The organism is Tardiphaga sp. GW821-FHT12E02 (assembly GCF_058807155.1).
Map to the genome: position 1 here is coordinate 5,686,366 of NZ_JBXAQK010000001.1, position 14,865 is coordinate 5,701,230.

The window sequence follows — 14,865 nt, forward strand, 5'->3', positions numbered from 1 at the left end:
GATGATCCCCTAAGCGCTTTGCGCCCGGTCCTTCTTTGTTGATCTGTCGGCTTTCTTGAACGGAGTATTGACGATTGCGTTCAATTCCGCCGCCCCGAACGAAGCGAGCCGCTGCTGCGGCGGCGCATCGCCATAGACGGTCGTGCGTTGCCGCACCTGCCTTCCCGCCTGGTTGATCCATTTTTCGATGGTCTCGGGAGGCGCTTCCTGGCCATGGATCGCCCCAGCCGCACGCGTGATCGACTCGTTCATCAGCGTGCCGCCCAGATCGTTCACGCCAGCATCCAAAGCGATCTTGACACCGACCGGCCCGAGTTTAACCCACGACGCCTGAATGTTCGGGATGAGCGGATGCAATGCGATCCGCGCGACGGCGTGCATTAGGATAGCTTCGCGGAACGTCGGCCCTGGCCGCGCCGCTCCTTTGAGGTAGATCGGCGCTTCCTGAGCAACGAAGGGCAGCGGAACGAACTCGGTTATGCCGCCAGTCCGCGACTGCAGATCACGCAATCGTAGAAGATGGCGGGCCCAGTGCACGGTTCGCTCGACGTGCCCGTACATGATCGTGGAGGTCGTGCGAAGACCCACGGAATGGGCGGTTTCGAGTACATTCAGCCACTCGTCGGTCCTCAACTTGTCCGGGCACAGGATGTCTCGGACCTCATCGTCCAGTATCTCTGCTGCGGTTCCTGGAAGGCTTCCCAGGCCAGCATCCTTGAGGCGAAGCAAGAAGTCTCGAAGCGGTATCCCGAGGGTCCGGGCGCCCTGCATGACCTCGAGGGGGGAGAACGCGTGGATGTGCATTTTCGGACTGGCTGCACGAACCGCCGAACAGATATCGATATAGGTCTGTCCGGTGTAATCTGGATTGATACCACCCTGCAGGCAGACTTCGGTCGCTCCCCGATCCCATGCCTCGCGAGTTCTACGCTTGATCTCTTCGAGAGTCAGATCGTAGGGCTTCCCGCGCAAATCTTCATGGGTCTTGCCCTTGGAGAAAGCACAGAACTTACAACCGTAAGTACAGACATTCGTGTAATTGATGTTGCGGGTGACCACGTAGGAGACCGTATTCCCGTTGACCTCGCGCCGTAGCTGGTCCGCGGACTGGCAAACGAAGGCCGCCTCCTCGCCACGCGCGGCAAACAATCTCACGATGTCGCCCTCGGACAATCGCTCGCCTTTAAGCCCACGTGCTACGATTGATCTCAGCTTCTTGCTGGTGTTCAGCTCTAGCTCTGGTGCCAAAGTCGTCTCGACCTTGCGCATCGGAAGCGTGCCGCTTCCGGCCTGCCAGTCGCACTCGCGCGCGAGCCATTCTGCGTCGCTCAACTTCATCACATGAGGTACGACCGCTCGATCGATCCACTTATCTCCATCGGCTATATATTCGGGGTACACGGTCAACCGCTGGACCAGGCGTTTGCCCGAGGCCGCGGTCTGTCTCGCGAGTTCGTCGATATGTGGCCACGGCGCTTCGGGATTCACGTGATCCGGGGTAACCGGCGAGACACCGCCCCAGTCATTGATGCCTGCCGCGATTAGGCGCTGAAGCAGACCCGAGTTGAGGTTGGGTGGCGACTGGATGCTCATGGCCGGTCCCAACGCCAGACGTGCAAGCGCGATGGTGCGGCAAAACTCCTCGGAGCTCGTCTCGGGGTGGTTCGCCATCTTCGTCCCGGGCTTGGCCCGAAAATTCTGGACAATGACTTCCTGCAGGTTTCCGTGGGCGGCATGGAGGTCGCGCAATTCGAGCAGGGCCTCAATCCGTTCGCGAACGGTTTCACCGATACCGACGAGAATGCCGCTGGTCATGGGGATAGCGAGCTCGCCCGCTGTCCGGATGGTCTTCAAGCGCACCGCAGGTACCTTGTCCGGAGATCCGTGATGCACCATCCCGCGCTCTGTCAGGCGATTGGACGCTGTTTCGAGCATGATGCCCATCGAAGCAGAGACCTTTCGCATGGACGCAAGTTCCTCGCGCGTCATGGTTCCCGCGTTGATGTGCGGAAGTAGTCCGACTTCCTTGAGCACCCGCCCCGCCACATATGCGAGGTATTCTATTGTCGATCCGAATCCCGCCTGCGCTAGCCATTCCAGCGCGGCTTCATATCTGAGTTCCGGTCTCTCGCCGAGTGTGAAAAGCGCCTCGTTACAACCTGCGGCCTTGCCTCGTTGAGCCAGCTCAAGAACGGCGTCTATCGACATATAGGGAGCACGAACATGCCGCGGTGCCTTGGCGAAGGTGCAGTAGTGACATACGTCGCGGCACAGCTCGGTCAGCGGAATGAATATCTTGCGCGAATAGGTCGTAAACTCGCCGAAATGACTGTCCCGCACATAGGATGCAGCCTCCGAAAGGTCCTCCAGGCTTTCTTCTGCGAGAGCGAAAAGCTGGTCGAGGTCGAGCTTCGCTCCCCCGGCGACGGATTTGGCGATTTTTTCTAGGCGCATCGTTGTTGCCTCGCACAGGCTTTTTTCGACGCCACAGTCAACATTGACTTCAGCGTGGGGGGGATCGGATGAAGCGGATCAAGGTCGAGAGCGGCGTCGATATCGGCAGGCTCGTCCACGTCCAATCCCAGTCGGACGGAACTCACGATACGTAGCTCTGCATCGCGTTCCGACGCCGTCTTCCGATATTCGAGCGCGCTGTTTCGGCCATAAAGAGCCGGAAGTAGAGCACCAGGCCGACAGAGCCGGACATTCGTTCCGCAGCCGAAGCGATCCGGTACCAACGTTACGCGACGTGCGCCGCCGCGGTGGTGCGAGCGAACGATGTCGTCGAACTCACAGGCGGAGAAGAGTGGCAGATCCGAGAAAACGACGCCAACATCCGACGCCCCGGTAGCAACGGCGATGTCAATCGCTCGTTGTACTGCAGTGTTCAATCCCGCTGTCGCTGGCCCATCCGACACATGTTCAAATCCGTGGCGTGCTATCAACTCCCTCAGCGACGGCTCGGACGTTGCAACCAGAACGCGGCGAACCGTCGCCACCTGCGCAAGCTGCCCAAGAACCGTCTCAGCCAGCAGTCGAGCGAGACGCGCGCGATCACGCACATCAAGGACTGTGGCCAGGCGTGATTTGGCCTCGGAGTAGGCTTTTATGGGGACGATAATGTCCATACCATCACAGTCCGACTAGCTTGATACCTGCCTGGCACTTAAACTGGCGATTGATGGTGATCAGGATCGAAGTCAGCGCCTCAGACGCTGCAGAATTGGCCAGCGGCCCCGCATAAAGACCACGCAAGCCCGTCGCCTTCACAAGTTCGATGACACGATCACAATCTTCCCGCTTCCCGCCGCAGACGAGTACGTCGCCGTCCATCGGTTCGAGGGACTGCAATTTGTCCGCGGCAACCGTCTGGAACGCCGACACGACACTCACGGAATCGCCGAGCGCCACCTGCGTAGAAACAGCGGCACTGCCCGATGCGGGAAGCTGAACGGTCCCGACCTTCGGTGGAACAAGCGGTGCGGTTGTATCAAGAACCAACTTTCCCTGGACCGCATCCCGGAGCGCATTGATTGCCTCAGCGTGCTGTGCGAACGGAATTGAAAGCACCACGAGGTCTGCCCGCTTTGCGGCCTCGACATTCTCCGCTCCGGAAGCCCGCTGGTCGCGTCCGTTCTCTTTCAAAAGCGCATTCAGCGCATTGGCCGCGGTTTCGGCACTCTCTGCATTCCGCGATCCGATCACGATGGGGTAACCGGCATGCGCCCAGCGGCGTGCGAGACCCGTTCCCAGCGCACCGGTACCGCCAATAATTGCGATCGTGGGCTTTTCAGACATTTGTTGTTCTCCTTTGCGATCGACGACAGTGATCATCCGGCCTGAGATGGCTTCCTGGCTTCAAAGAACGCGGAGATTTTCCTGTTCGCGTCTTCGGAGAGAACCAGCTCGACGAAGCCCCGGGTTTCGATCCGCGAGGCCGTGTCGAAATCGAGGTATCGACTTTCAGCGGCGATATCCGCGATGACGACTGCCGCGCGATTGCCCCGACCGACGACTTTCTGCAGCCACGGTGCGACAAGAAATGCCTCGCCTTTTTGAGCCGAGGACAGCCTGTGTGCACCCAGCTTACGTGGCACGTCCCACGGCTGTCGCACGTCTGTATTGGCAAGTATCCACCCTTTTGCACGATCCATTAGCGCGGCCTCGCTCGCCACGACTTCATGAACGAGGCCAGCATCAAGGGCCTCCGTGACATCTACCGTTCGTCCCGAGACTAGAAAATCGAGCGCCCGCGTGATGCCGAAGACACTGGTCAGGCGAATGACACCGCCTGCGGCAGGCAGAATCCCGAAATTGACTTCCGGCAGGCCGATGCGCGTCTTCGGATTTGCCAGCGCGATACGGTGATGACAAGAGAGGCAAAGTTCGTAGCCGCCACCAAGAGCCGAGCCGTTGATGGCAGCTACAAGGGGGAGTTCGAGTTTTTCGAGACGTCGCAGGAAACTCTTGAGCAATTCGAAGTGGTCGAATATCGACTGCTCGTCTCCCTTCTTTGCCCGGCGCATGAGGTCCAAGTCGCCGCCGGCGAAGAACGTCGACTTCGCAGAGGAGATGATGAGCCCGCGCAATTCGCGTCGTCTGGTTTCCAGGGCGTCGAGCAATTTCGGCATGACGGTCATGAAGTCGTCGTTCATGATGTTGACTTTGCCCGGAAGGTCGAAAGTCACAGTCGCTATACGCTCACTGTCGATCGTCAGCGAGACGCCTTCAAAGGCGGGTTCCATTACAACCTCTCAATCAGCGTCGCGATGCCCATGCCGCTGGCGGCACACAGCGTGACCAGGCCCCGGTGAAGGCCACGACGCTCGAGTTCATCGACGATCGTGCTGACGAGGACCGCGCCAGTCGCACCTAACGGATGGCCCATGGCGATGGCGCCGCCGTTAACATTGACCTTTTGTTCCTGAGCTCCCAGTTCATCGATGAACCGAAGAACGACTGCGGCAAAAGCCTCATTGACCTCGAACAGATCAATATCGTCGATACTCAGTCCTGCCCGCGCCAAGACCTTGCGAGTAACCGGAGCAGGCTCAGCCAGCATGATGGTCGGGTCCCCGGACGTGACGGCGCAATGCCGAATTCGCGCTCGCGGCGTTAACCCAGAGCGCCGTCCGGCTTCGAAAGAACCGAGAACAACAAGGGCTGCACCGTCGGCGATGCCAGACGAATTACCAGCGGTGTGAACATGATTGATCGTTTGGGCCTCCGGGTACCGTAACCTCGCCACCTCATCGAAGCCGGTATCGCCAATCTTGTCGAAGGCTGGCTTCAGCTGCGAAAGTCCAGCCATCGAAGCGTCCTGACGGATGAGCTCATCGCGGTCCAGAATGATCAACCCACTACGATCCTTCACGGGGACAAACGATTTCGCGAAAAATCCGTTCTGAGAAGCGTGATCGGCCTTCCGATGAGAATACATGGCGAACTCATCGACCCGCGCACGGTCCATTCTTCCGAGAGTGGCTATGAGATCAGCGGAAACGCCCTGCGGCACGAATTGAGTTTCGAAACTGGTCGCGACATCTTCAGCCCAAGGTCCACCATCGGATCCCATCGGTACCCGGGACATGGATTCGACGCCGCCCGCTACGACCAGTTCGCTTTGCCCGCTGGCGATCTTCGCCACCGCAGTGTTAATCGCTTCCAGTCCCGAGGCGCAAAAGCGGTTGATCTGCAAACCTGAAGCCTTTTCGCTCCAACCAGCAAGCAGGGCTGCCGACTTAGGCAGTACGCTTCCCTGCTCCCCATGCGGATTGACGACACCCATGATGATGTCATCGACGAGTTCCGTGTCGAGCTTGTTCCTCGCTTCCAGCGCTTTCAGGAGAGCGACCGCGAGGTCGATGGGCTTCACTTCGTGAAGCCCTCCGCCTACGCGCCCACGACCTCTGGGCGTCCGAACCGCGTCGAACAGGAAGACGTCGTGAGACATCCTACTCGCCCTTGCCCATGATCGTGGCCCGGGCAGCATCCTCTCCGGACGATTGGACGTCCTTGACTAGACCGGCCAGCGCATCACGCTCCGCTTCGTTCCGAACGGGGATTGAGAATTCCGAGTTCGTCACCACAGATCCGAAGCGTTCGACCAGCTTCTTTCCGACCTTGTCGTAGGTCCCGATCACGGCGAATTTGTCGAGAATCTCGTCGGAGATCAGTTTTGGCAACGCCTCCCAATCCTGCGCACGAGACAGGTACTTGGCTTCGTTGGCCAGATCTTGAAGCCCGAGATGTTCGAATGCGTTGAGATACGCCGGCGTCGATGCGTAGAAGGCGATACGCGCGCGGGCGTCCCGAATCTTCGGCTGCAGCTCCTCTTCATTGACGGCGGCGGCGACCAGAGGCTTCATCGATACGCTGAACTTCTCCAGACTACGACCCGCTTTCTTCGCTCCCGCGCGAACCGCTGGCAGCATGACCTGCTCGATATAGGATGGTGTGCAGACCGGATGCGGCCTGATACCATCGGCGACCTCGCCGGCGACCTGGCTCATGATCGGGTTCACGGCCGCGACGTGGATCGGAATGTCTGGATGTTCGATCGGGCCCGGATCGAACAGCGGCACCATCAGGTCCAGCTTGTAGAATTCGCCTTGGTAATCGAGCTTCGTCTGGTTCTGCCAGCAATCCCAAACGGCACGTACCGCCTTGATGTAATCCCGCATCCACGGGCCTGCCGGATGCGGGTCGAGCCCGTATCGTCGGCGGATGTGCGCCTGGACTTGCGGACCGAGACCGAGGATGAAACGCCCACTGGAGAGCTTCTGGATCGTCCACGCGCTGAGCGCCATGACGGTCGGGCTGCGTGGGAACGCGATCGTGACGGCGGTGCCGACCTTCAACGTCGTGGTCGCCTGAGCAGCGAGGGCCATGATTACGAACGGATCGTCCTTCGTCTCTTCGGTCATTAGCGCGTCGTATCCGAGCGCCTCAACCAATTTCGCCTGTTCGCCGATAGTCTTGATGTCGAGCGGCTTGTCCGGCGCCCGGAGTCCGGGATCCACCTTTCCGAGCGGAAGCAGGGTTTCAATCTTCATGACGTGCCTCTTACGTTGCTTTGGAGAATTTCAGGTGAGTTTGCGATGATCGATGATCCGAACGGCCTTACCGGCCGAACGCGGAATCGAACCAGTCGGGCGCACGTCGATCACCGCGGTCACGCCGATATGGGCCTTTATGTTGTGAGCGAGTTGCGCACCGACAGCACTCGCCTCGATATCCCCCGACTCCGGGCGAAGCTCGACCTGGATCGTCAGGTCGTCGAGCGTACCGCGACGAGAAACCTCGATTTGGTAGTGACCGGCGAACGAGGAGAGCGCCAAGATCTGCTCCTCGACCTGCGATGGAAACATGTTCACACCGCGGATGATCAACATATCGTCGGAGCGTCCGGTCAAACGATCCAGCCGACGCATCGGACGCGCTGTCCCGGGCAGAAGCCTCGTCAGATCTCGGGTTCTGTATCTGACAATCGGAAGAGCCTCCTTCGTGAGACTCGTCACGACCAGCTCCCCGTGAGAGCCATCGGGGAGCACCTCGCCGGTCTCGGGATCGATGATCTCGGGGTAGAAGTGGTCTTCCCAAAAAGTAGGGCCATCCAGCGTCTCGATACACTCCGACGCAACGCCGGGACCGATAACCTCCGAGATCCCATAGTAGTTGATCGCGGTGAGGTTGAGCCGCCGGTTAATCTCTTCCCGCATCGCCTCAGTCCAAGGCTCAGCACCAACCATTGCGATCCTGAGGCTGAGTTGCTCCGTCTTGATGCCCTGCCGTTCGATCTCATCAGCAATATTCAGGAGGTACGACGGTGTCACCATGATGATCGTGGGCGCCAGGTCCACCAGCAGCTGGGCCTGCCGTTCGGTCTGACCGCCTGACACAGGAATAACGGTGCAGCCAAGCCGCTGAGCTCCATCATGCGAGCCAAGACCGCCTGTGAAGAGACCGTAGTTGTAGGCATTGTGAACACGGTCACCTGGACGCGCACCTGCGGCACGCAAGGAACGGGCAACGACATCTGACCACACCTGCATATCGCTCGCGGTGTAGCCGACCACGGCCGGCTTACCGGTAGTACCGCTAGATGCATGGATGCGAACGACCTGCTCCATTGGCACGGCGAAGAGACCGAATGGATAATGCGTTCTGAAATCCTGCTTGGTGCTGAACGGAAACAACCGAAGATCAGCAAGGTCTTTCAAATCTTCCGGATGCACGCCTTTCTCGCCGCACTTCTGACGGAAGCTCTGAACGTTAGCGTGAGTATGCAACAGCGACTTTTTCAGACGCGTTAGTTGTAGAGCACGTAGCTCGTCGAGACTGGCCTTCTCAATCGGCTCAAGCGGAAACGACTGGTTCTTGGAATTCATGTTTTTCTCCGCGTACGGCATCTTCCCATCGAACGCACGATGAGACCGAGCAGAGATATCTCTGGAATATTGACGTTTCGCCGCCCTGTCGGCGACCACGTCGAAGGCGAAGTTTCCAGCCCGACATTTCTGCTCTTGGGCGGGACACTAGTCTCACGTCCGGTGCATGAAACAGGACAGAAATGATCTTAGATCTGGACCGAGATGAGCACGCTTTCAGGGCCGATCAATTGGACGGCTTACGTGGGACCGGAAATGCTCACGGTATTGGATTGGGCTCATTCCGGTCCACTGGCCAAAGGCCCGTGTGAAGGCCCGCGTTTCGGAATATCCGAGAAGTTCGGCCAATTCAGCGACAGAAAAGTTTCCGCGTACGAGCTTCTCGATCGCCAGATCTCGTCTGATGTTTTCGATGATAATTCGGTAGGATGATGATTCCTGACGTAACCTCCGTCGAAGAGATTGCGCCCCGATTCCGAGCTCATTCGCCACGTCCTCGAACTCTGGAAACCGAAGGGGCAACTGCCTCTCCGAGAGAACTAGATTGCGTATCCGCCGACTGTAGCTCAGGACATCCGCCGGAATGGTCATAAAGCCAAGCGGAGCCACCGAAAGAAAGCTTTTCAGCTCGGGCTTCGAACGGACGATCGGATTCTGCAGATAATCACGACGAAAAACCAGACTTGTTTCGGGAGCGTCGAATTCGTACGCCGCCGGAAACATGTATTTGAATTCTTCGATCCGCACTACGGGGCGGACATAGGAGAACGTTACTTTCTCCAGTGGAGCGAGCGATCCTCCCAGCCAGCTCATCAGTCTGTACCAGATCGAGAGCCAGAATTCGTGCATGTATTGCGCCGGATCGAGTTCGGGTCTGACGAACTTCATCTTCAAGGCAAGAGTTTGGTTTTCGCCGGCCTCCAGATCCATCTTGATGTCTTCGGTCACCAATCCATAAAAAAGGACAGCTTTTTGCAAGGCTCGCTCCAATGAGCTCTCGCCGATGATGCCATGTGTGACCATCGCGAAAGTACCGACCTTGCAACGATGCTCGGTAAACCCCATGAACTCATCGCCCAGAGCCAACCAGACCAATTGGACGAGGCGTGCCAATTGGTCGGACCTCCCACGCCAGGTTGGATCCTCTATCTGCAGTCGAGTCACTTGGATTTGGGCCAACAGTCTCTCTGCGTCCAGGCCGCACCGTTCTGCCCCCCGAATGGTTTCCCTGAAATAATGCGAGCAAGATGTAGACATTTCTCTCCGGGACGGAAATGGTTCGGTGGCGGCCTGCACTATATCGCAAGAGTAGACAGATCGCCTCAAACCCTTCCGGGACAAATCCTGTTGATTGTTCCCGGAACCGATCAGTTCTCGGTTCGCCACCCGAACGGACCTGCCTTCCAGCCGAAGCCGCCACACAGGGCCAGATCCACAGTCTCGGTGGCGATCCCCTCTGACGCGACCAGCGCACGGCAGTAGTCGCCGAACTCTTTACTTAGTTTCCGTACGAAGTTCGCGGACTGTGAGGGGGCGACATCGGGCATGCCGACCTCTTCGAAAACGCGTCTGAAGGGATCGAACACTTCTCGCCTATCGCTTTCGCGATCCCTCCGGAAGAATGAAAAGTGATCACTGTCCGGTGATCCAACGGCAGTCAACAACGGCTCCTGTGAAAAAATGTCGCACTTCTGCCAAACGCGATCGTTCTTGAGGCGCTGCGTCATGCTGCCGATGATCGTTTTGACAACATCAAGTCCAATAAGGTCAATCAATCCGAACGCCCCAGAGCGAGGCAAACCGAACTGAGAGACCAGAACTGCATCTGCTCGGTCTGGACGAAGCCCCTCCTCCAGAGCTATCGCCATCGCGCGGAGAGCAAACATGAGACCCAAGCGATTTGCGATGAACCCCGGCGTGTCAGGACATCGAAGCACCCGCCTACCGAGGCCGACGGCCAAATAATTCGTCAGCCCGGCGTCGAAGGCTGACTCAACGTCATCTCCAGAGATCAACTCAACCAATGTCAACTTGGCCGTCGGTATGAAGAAGTGGCTTACGATGAAACGATGCGCCAAGAATCCTCGGCGCCTTGCAGCAACTCTCGACGAGGTATGACCGACTCGTCGGAGCAGATCACCGTGTTTTCCGATGCAACGGATCCCAATGCTTGCAGAAGTTCTCGCTTTCGTTCGAGCGGCCATCCGCTTGCCTCGAACACGAAGCGGGCTCGACGGAGCGCGTCCGACGCCCTCACTTCAGACGTCGATATCCGTATAGCAGACTGACCTGAACTTTCGACTAGGCTCGCGATGTCAGAAGCGAGCATCCCATCGCCGACGATCGCGGCGGTCACGCCGTCAATTCCCGCAGCAAATCCAAGGAGCATTGCGCCACCCTCACGCGGTCATCTGCGACTTTCATCATCGTATCCGCATGTTTCGCGCGAACCGCAAGGCTCGGGATATCGCACGAGTCACGGCTGTCGATGATCAAGCCATCGAGAATGTCACCATAATATGCGGAAATAGCCGTGTTGCCTGCGGTGTGACCGAGTTCTGCCATAAGCTTGTCGGCGGGGCCCTTCACCGCTTTTCCGCCAATCAGCGGGGAAACTGCGATGACCGGTACGTTGAGTTCGGCGATACGCTCGCGGACGCCGGGAATCGAGAGAATGGGCTCGATACTTAGGATCGGATTGGATGGCGCTATCAGGATCCCCGCAAGATCGGGATTCTTCAGCGCTTGCGAGAACGCTTTCGAAGGCGTCGCTCTCTCGACATTCTGAAACCGCACAGAGGTCGCCGTGGGCATGCATTTGTGCCTCACGAAGTAATCTTGAAACGCCATGTCGCCGGACGTTGTGGACACGATCGTCCTAACGCCCTCTTCACACATCGGAACGGGGATGTGCGTTATCCGCCAGCGAGCGCAGACGTCTGCCGTCACGTCGGCAAGCATGTCACCACGGTTCAGCCGGGCCGTCCTGTAAATGTGCAGCGCCAGATCACGATCACCGAGTTGAAACCAGTCTTCGCCTCCGAAGCCGGACAAGGTCTGCATGAAGGACCAAGTTTCGTCAGCCCTGCCCCACCCGCGCCCGGGATCAACGAGGCCTCCGAGCATGTAGGAGACCGTGTCGATGTCCGGACAAATCCTCAGTCCCAGATGCTCGAAATCGTCCGCGGTATTGACAACAATTGTCAATTCATCCGGAGAGAGAATCCGGGCAAGCCCATCGGCGAACTTGGACCCGCCGACGCCACCACAAAGTGCGATGTAGTGACGTTTCATCCGAACAGATCCTCATTGAGCGGCCGCACAATGTCTGCCGCGCGGCCAGTGACCGAGGTCGCGACCAATCCCTTGACGACCACAATCGGCGTCCCTTCGCTCCCTTGTCCCATAATGAGCGATGCTGCTGCGGCAAGTTCGTCACCGGTGGCAACGATCGTCGACTGCAGCGTACGACCGTAGAGGTCCTTCGATCCCCGCATATCGTTGATGGTCACAATCCCCGATGCGCCGATGCAAATTCCGGTCGTGCCAACGCGCCAAGGCCGACCAAGACTGTCGATAATCGCCACTCCGCAGTTGCAACCGATGCGCTTTTGAAGCCCAGCACGGATCTTGGCGGCGCTCCCGTCGGGGTCCAGCGGCAGCAACAACGCGCGACTTCCGGTCAGATTTTCGGGCAGGTTCGACTGATCTATCCCGGCGTTTGCCAGCACAAGGCCCAGCCTGTGTCTCACGATGAGCACGTTGGGGACGCACCGAACCACCGACGTCGATTCTTGTAGAATAAGCTCGACGAGACGAGGATCCTTGCGACAGATGCCAGCAAGCTTGATCGCTTCCTGCGAGGGGTCGACGCTATCGATATCCACATAGCGTCCTTCCGACTTTGAGACAATCTTCTGCGCCAGCACGACAATATCGTGCTCCGCGAGTTCTATCCCGTTGCGCATGACCGTATCGGCGATCACGTCGGCCAACTCGTCTCCCGGTTCTACATGGGGGGCCCCGGTAACAGCGTGCAGCGAAATCGCGGGCACTATCACACTCCTAGATAAGCTGACTGCACGCGCTTGTCCGAAAGCAACTCCTGCCCGGTTCCTTGCAAGGTCACGCGGCCCATCTCGAGTACATATGCCCTATCCACCATCTGAAGGACGGCGTTGACGTTCTGCTCGACAACAAAGACCGTCACGCCGCTATCACGGATCGTCCTCAAAACCGAGAATATCTGGCGGAAGACGAGCGGAGCGAGCCCCATGGACGGTTCATCTAGAAGAAGCATCTGCGGCTCCGCCATAAGTGCGCGGCCGACGGCAAGCATCTGCTGTTGCCCACCGGATAACGATCCTGCGGGTCGATTGCGGAAATCAGCGAGGATCGGGAAATACTCGTAAACCTTGACGAGGTCGGCCGAGATATCATCTTTCCGTGTCCAGGCACCGATGCGCAGATTGTCCTCTACCGTGAGTGGAGCGAAAATCTGGCGTCCCTCTGGCACTAGGGAAAGTCCCAGTCGTACGCGGCGATGCGCCGACAGCCTTTCCAGCGAAACACCGTCGATCGCCACCCGACCCGCGGAGATCGGCTGCACGCCTGAAATCGCTTTCAGCAGCGTCGTCTTTCCGGCGCCATTGGCTCCGACGAGCGCGACGATCTCCCCCCGCGCGACATCGAGGTTGACGTCATGAAGTGCCTTGATGCGGCCGTAGCCGCTCGATAGACCCTCAACTTTCAACATCGGCGACCTCCATTGCAGCTTCTGGAGCACCGAGGTAAGCAGAGATTACTGCCGGATTGCTCCGGACCTCCTGCGGCGTACCTGTCGCCAAGGTTGCGCCACGGTCGAGAACATGGATCTTGTCGGCAAGATTCATGATGAGATGGATATCGTGCTCGACGAGTACGACCGAGATTCCCGTGCTGACGATCTTCCGAATAACGGCATCGATCTCTGCGGTTTCGGTCGCGTTGCATCCCGCCACTGGCTCGTCCAGCAGAAGGACACGCGGCTCAAGCGCCAATGCCCGCGCTATCTCGAGGCGCTTGAGAATGCCGTAAGACAACTCGCCGGCTTGCCTGTTCGCATAATTGGCGAGCCCAACGAACTCCAGAAGTTCGGTTGCTCGATCACGGCTCTCGGCATTCTGGCGATGAACGGAAGGAAGCCCGAGAAGATTGCCGAACAGATTGCTTCGCTCTCTGATGTTGCGACCAACCATGACGTTTTCCAGCGCCGTCATGCGATAGAATATCTGCAAATTCTGGAACGTCCGCGTCAATCCACGATGGGCCAGCTCGAACGGGCGCAGCCCCGTTACATCCTTTCCATCCAAAAGGATCCTGCCAGACGTGGCTTGATAAACACCGGAAATAACGTTGAAGAGCGTGGTCTTCCCGGCACCGTTGGGACCGATCAGTGCAAGCACTTCGGCCTCGTTCACATGAAGCGAAACATCCTGCAACGCCTTTACACCGCCAAAATGGATCGATGCTCCCTCGACCTCCAACCGGATCATGCCAGCCACCGCTTAAACAAAGAATTCAGCGAAGGGACGATCCCCTGGGGTAGAAGAACCATGATCGTCACCAGAAGTAGTCCGAGAATGGCGTGCTCATAGTCGTGAAATCCGGTTAGAACCTGCGGTAGCAAAACAAGGAATGCCGCGCCGACGATGCTGCCGATCAAAGATCCGAGACCGCCGACTACAGCCATCGTGAGAAGTTCAACCGATCGCAAAATACTGCCGGCTACCGGCGTGATGTGGCTGTCAAGAAGAGCGAGACAGGCACCGGCCAACGCCGCGAGACCTGCGGAAATCACGAAGGCGACGAGTTTCGCTCGCGCGACATCGATTCCGAGTACACCGGCCGCCACCTCGCTGTCGTGCAACGCACGGAGTTGGCGCCCCGTCGGGCTAGCCAGAAGGTTGGTTAGGACAAACATGGACAAGACCAGGAATCCGCCGGTCAGCCAGTACCAGCTCATTAGGTGCGACAGTCCGAACACCGAGAAATTTGCACGAACGACCGGCATACCGTCCGGTCCGCCAGTAAGGTTCACTTCGTTCGTGACGAAGATGTACACAATGGCGCCAAAGGCGAGCGTTGCCATCGCCAGATGATAGCCGCTGAGTTTCAGAATGGGACGACCAATCACGAATGCTAGGATCGACGTAAGCAGAATGCCGCATAGCATCGAGATCCAAGGATTGATCCCAAACAAGGACGGGCCGAGCGCAACCGAATACGCGCCCAGAACGAAGAATCCCGCGTGACCGAGGCTGACCTGTCCCGCATACCCCATGAGAAGATTGAGGCCGAGAACGACGATTGAAAAGATAAAGACCATCGTCGCCATACGGATCTGAAAGTTCGACCCGACGATTAACGGGATGATGGCGATCAAGACCGCAATCAATAGAGTGGGAACGAATGGATTCTTGATGAAGCGTGACAT

15 protein-coding genes are annotated in these 14,865 nt (G+C 58.1%); all 15 read right to left on the reverse strand.

Going from position 1 to position 14,865, the window contains the following annotated elements; translation table 11 throughout:
• Positions 1-9 precede the first annotated feature (9 nt).
• The 15 genes from cofH to AC1RQ5_RS26785 all read right to left on the reverse strand — a co-directional run bounded on the left by cofH (position 10) and on the right by AC1RQ5_RS26785 (position 14,865).
• Positions 10-2,454, reverse strand: coding sequence for a 5-amino-6-(D-ribitylamino)uracil--L-tyrosine 4-hydroxyphenyl transferase CofH (gene cofH, locus AC1RQ5_RS26715; RefSeq protein WP_493203021.1), 2,445 nt, complete (start codon positions 2,452-2,454; stop codon positions 10-12).
• Positions 2,445-3,128, reverse strand: coding sequence for a 2-phospho-L-lactate guanylyltransferase (cofC, locus tag AC1RQ5_RS26720; RefSeq protein ID WP_493203023.1), 684 nt, complete (start codon positions 3,126-3,128; stop codon positions 2,445-2,447). Before cofC ends, cofH begins: the two co-directional genes overlap by 10 nt.
• A 4-nt stretch (positions 3,129-3,132) precedes the next feature.
• Positions 3,133-3,834, reverse strand: a complete 702-nt coding sequence (gene npdG / locus AC1RQ5_RS26725; protein WP_493203025.1) for an NADPH-dependent F420 reductase — start codon at positions 3,832-3,834, stop codon at positions 3,133-3,135.
• Positions 3,831-4,745 carry an enoyl-CoA hydratase/isomerase family protein gene (locus tag AC1RQ5_RS26730; protein ID WP_493203027.1) on the reverse strand — a complete coding sequence of 305 codons (915 nt, stop codon included), beginning with the start codon at positions 4,743-4,745 and terminating at the stop codon, positions 3,831-3,833. The genes npdG and AC1RQ5_RS26730 overlap by 4 nt, the downstream gene beginning before the upstream one ends.
• Positions 4,745-5,953 carry an acetyl-CoA C-acetyltransferase gene (locus tag AC1RQ5_RS26735; RefSeq protein WP_493203028.1) on the reverse strand — a complete coding sequence of 403 codons (1,209 nt, stop codon included), beginning with the start codon at positions 5,951-5,953 and terminating at the stop codon, positions 4,745-4,747. The genes AC1RQ5_RS26730 and AC1RQ5_RS26735 overlap by 1 nt, the downstream gene beginning before the upstream one ends.
• A 1-nt stretch (position 5,954) precedes the next feature.
• Complete coding sequence (locus AC1RQ5_RS26740; protein WP_493203030.1) at positions 5,955-7,055, reverse strand: TIGR03617 family F420-dependent LLM class oxidoreductase; 1,101 nt, start codon at positions 7,053-7,055, stop codon at positions 5,955-5,957.
• Positions 7,056-7,085: 30 nt separating this feature from the next.
• Complete coding sequence (paaK, locus tag AC1RQ5_RS26745; protein ID WP_493203032.1) at positions 7,086-8,390, reverse strand: phenylacetate--CoA ligase PaaK; 1,305 nt, start codon at positions 8,388-8,390, stop codon at positions 7,086-7,088.
• A 216-nt stretch (positions 8,391-8,606) separates the two neighbouring features.
• On the reverse strand, positions 8,607-9,647 hold the full coding sequence (locus tag AC1RQ5_RS26750; RefSeq protein WP_493203033.1) for an AraC family transcriptional regulator: 1,041 nt from the start codon (positions 9,645-9,647) through the stop codon (positions 8,607-8,609).
• A 110-nt stretch (positions 9,648-9,757) separates the two neighbouring features.
• Positions 9,758-10,468 (reverse strand): 3-hydroxyacyl-CoA dehydrogenase family protein, encoded by a 711-nt coding sequence (locus tag AC1RQ5_RS26755; protein WP_493203035.1) that lies wholly within the window; start codon positions 10,466-10,468, stop codon positions 9,758-9,760.
• The gene (locus AC1RQ5_RS26760) at positions 10,447-10,746 is read right to left on the reverse strand and encodes a 3-hydroxyacyl-CoA dehydrogenase NAD-binding domain-containing protein (protein WP_493203037.1); all 300 of its coding nucleotides are present in this window, start codon (positions 10,744-10,746) and stop codon (positions 10,447-10,449) included. The genes AC1RQ5_RS26755 and AC1RQ5_RS26760 overlap by 22 nt, the downstream gene beginning before the upstream one ends.
• Positions 10,743-11,684 (reverse strand): 2-phospho-L-lactate transferase, encoded by a 942-nt coding sequence (cofD, locus tag AC1RQ5_RS26765; protein WP_493203039.1) that lies wholly within the window; start codon positions 11,682-11,684, stop codon positions 10,743-10,745. Before cofD ends, AC1RQ5_RS26760 begins: the two co-directional genes overlap by 4 nt.
• Positions 11,681-12,451, reverse strand: coding sequence for a coenzyme F420-0:L-glutamate ligase (cofE, locus tag AC1RQ5_RS26770; RefSeq protein WP_493203041.1), 771 nt, complete (start codon positions 12,449-12,451; stop codon positions 11,681-11,683). The genes cofD and cofE overlap by 4 nt, the downstream gene beginning before the upstream one ends.
• On the reverse strand, positions 12,448-13,146 hold the full coding sequence (locus AC1RQ5_RS26775; protein ID WP_493203043.1) for an ABC transporter ATP-binding protein: 699 nt from the start codon (positions 13,144-13,146) through the stop codon (positions 12,448-12,450). Before AC1RQ5_RS26775 ends, cofE begins: the two co-directional genes overlap by 4 nt.
• Positions 13,133-13,924, reverse strand: a complete 792-nt coding sequence (locus tag AC1RQ5_RS26780; protein WP_493203045.1) for an ABC transporter ATP-binding protein — start codon at positions 13,922-13,924, stop codon at positions 13,133-13,135. Before AC1RQ5_RS26780 ends, AC1RQ5_RS26775 begins: the two co-directional genes overlap by 14 nt.
• Positions 13,921-14,865 (reverse strand): branched-chain amino acid ABC transporter permease, encoded by a 945-nt coding sequence (locus AC1RQ5_RS26785; protein WP_493203047.1) that lies wholly within the window; start codon positions 14,863-14,865, stop codon positions 13,921-13,923. The genes AC1RQ5_RS26780 and AC1RQ5_RS26785 overlap by 4 nt, the downstream gene beginning before the upstream one ends.

Excerpts from the sequence above, each read along its gene's own strand:
- cofH (WP_493203021.1), bottom strand. The coding sequence starts at position 2,454 with ATGCGCCTAGAAAAAATCGCCAAATCCGTCGCCGGGGGAGCGAAGCTC.
- cofC (WP_493203023.1), bottom strand. The coding sequence starts at position 3,128 with ATGGACATTATCGTCCCCATAAAAGCCTACTCCGAGGCCAAATCACGC.
- npdG (WP_493203025.1), bottom strand. The coding sequence starts at position 3,834 with ATGATCACTGTCGTCGATCGCAAAGGAGAACAACAAATGTCTGAAAAG.
- AC1RQ5_RS26730 (WP_493203027.1), bottom strand. The coding sequence starts at position 4,745 with ATGGAACCCGCCTTTGAAGGCGTCTCGCTGACGATCGACAGTGAGCGT.
- AC1RQ5_RS26735 (WP_493203028.1), bottom strand. The coding sequence starts at position 5,953 with ATGTCTCACGACGTCTTCCTGTTCGACGCGGTTCGGACGCCCAGAGGT.
- AC1RQ5_RS26740 (WP_493203030.1), bottom strand. The coding sequence starts at position 7,055 with ATGAAGATTGAAACCCTGCTTCCGCTCGGAAAGGTGGATCCCGGACTC.
- paaK (WP_493203032.1), bottom strand. The coding sequence starts at position 8,390 with ATGAATTCCAAGAACCAGTCGTTTCCGCTTGAGCCGATTGAGAAGGCC.
- AC1RQ5_RS26750 (WP_493203033.1), bottom strand. The coding sequence starts at position 9,647 with ATGTCTACATCTTGCTCGCATTATTTCAGGGAAACCATTCGGGGGGCA.
- cofD (WP_493203039.1), bottom strand. The coding sequence starts at position 11,684 with ATGAAACGTCACTACATCGCACTTTGTGGTGGCGTCGGCGGGTCCAAG.
- AC1RQ5_RS26775 (WP_493203043.1), bottom strand. The coding sequence starts at position 13,146 with ATGTTGAAAGTTGAGGGTCTATCGAGCGGCTACGGCCGCATCAAGGCA.
- AC1RQ5_RS26780 (WP_493203045.1), bottom strand. The coding sequence starts at position 13,924 with ATGATCCGGTTGGAGGTCGAGGGAGCATCGATCCATTTTGGCGGTGTA.
- AC1RQ5_RS26785 (WP_493203047.1), bottom strand. The coding sequence starts at position 14,865 with ATGTCACGCTTCATCAAGAATCCATTCGTTCCCACTCTATTGATTGCG.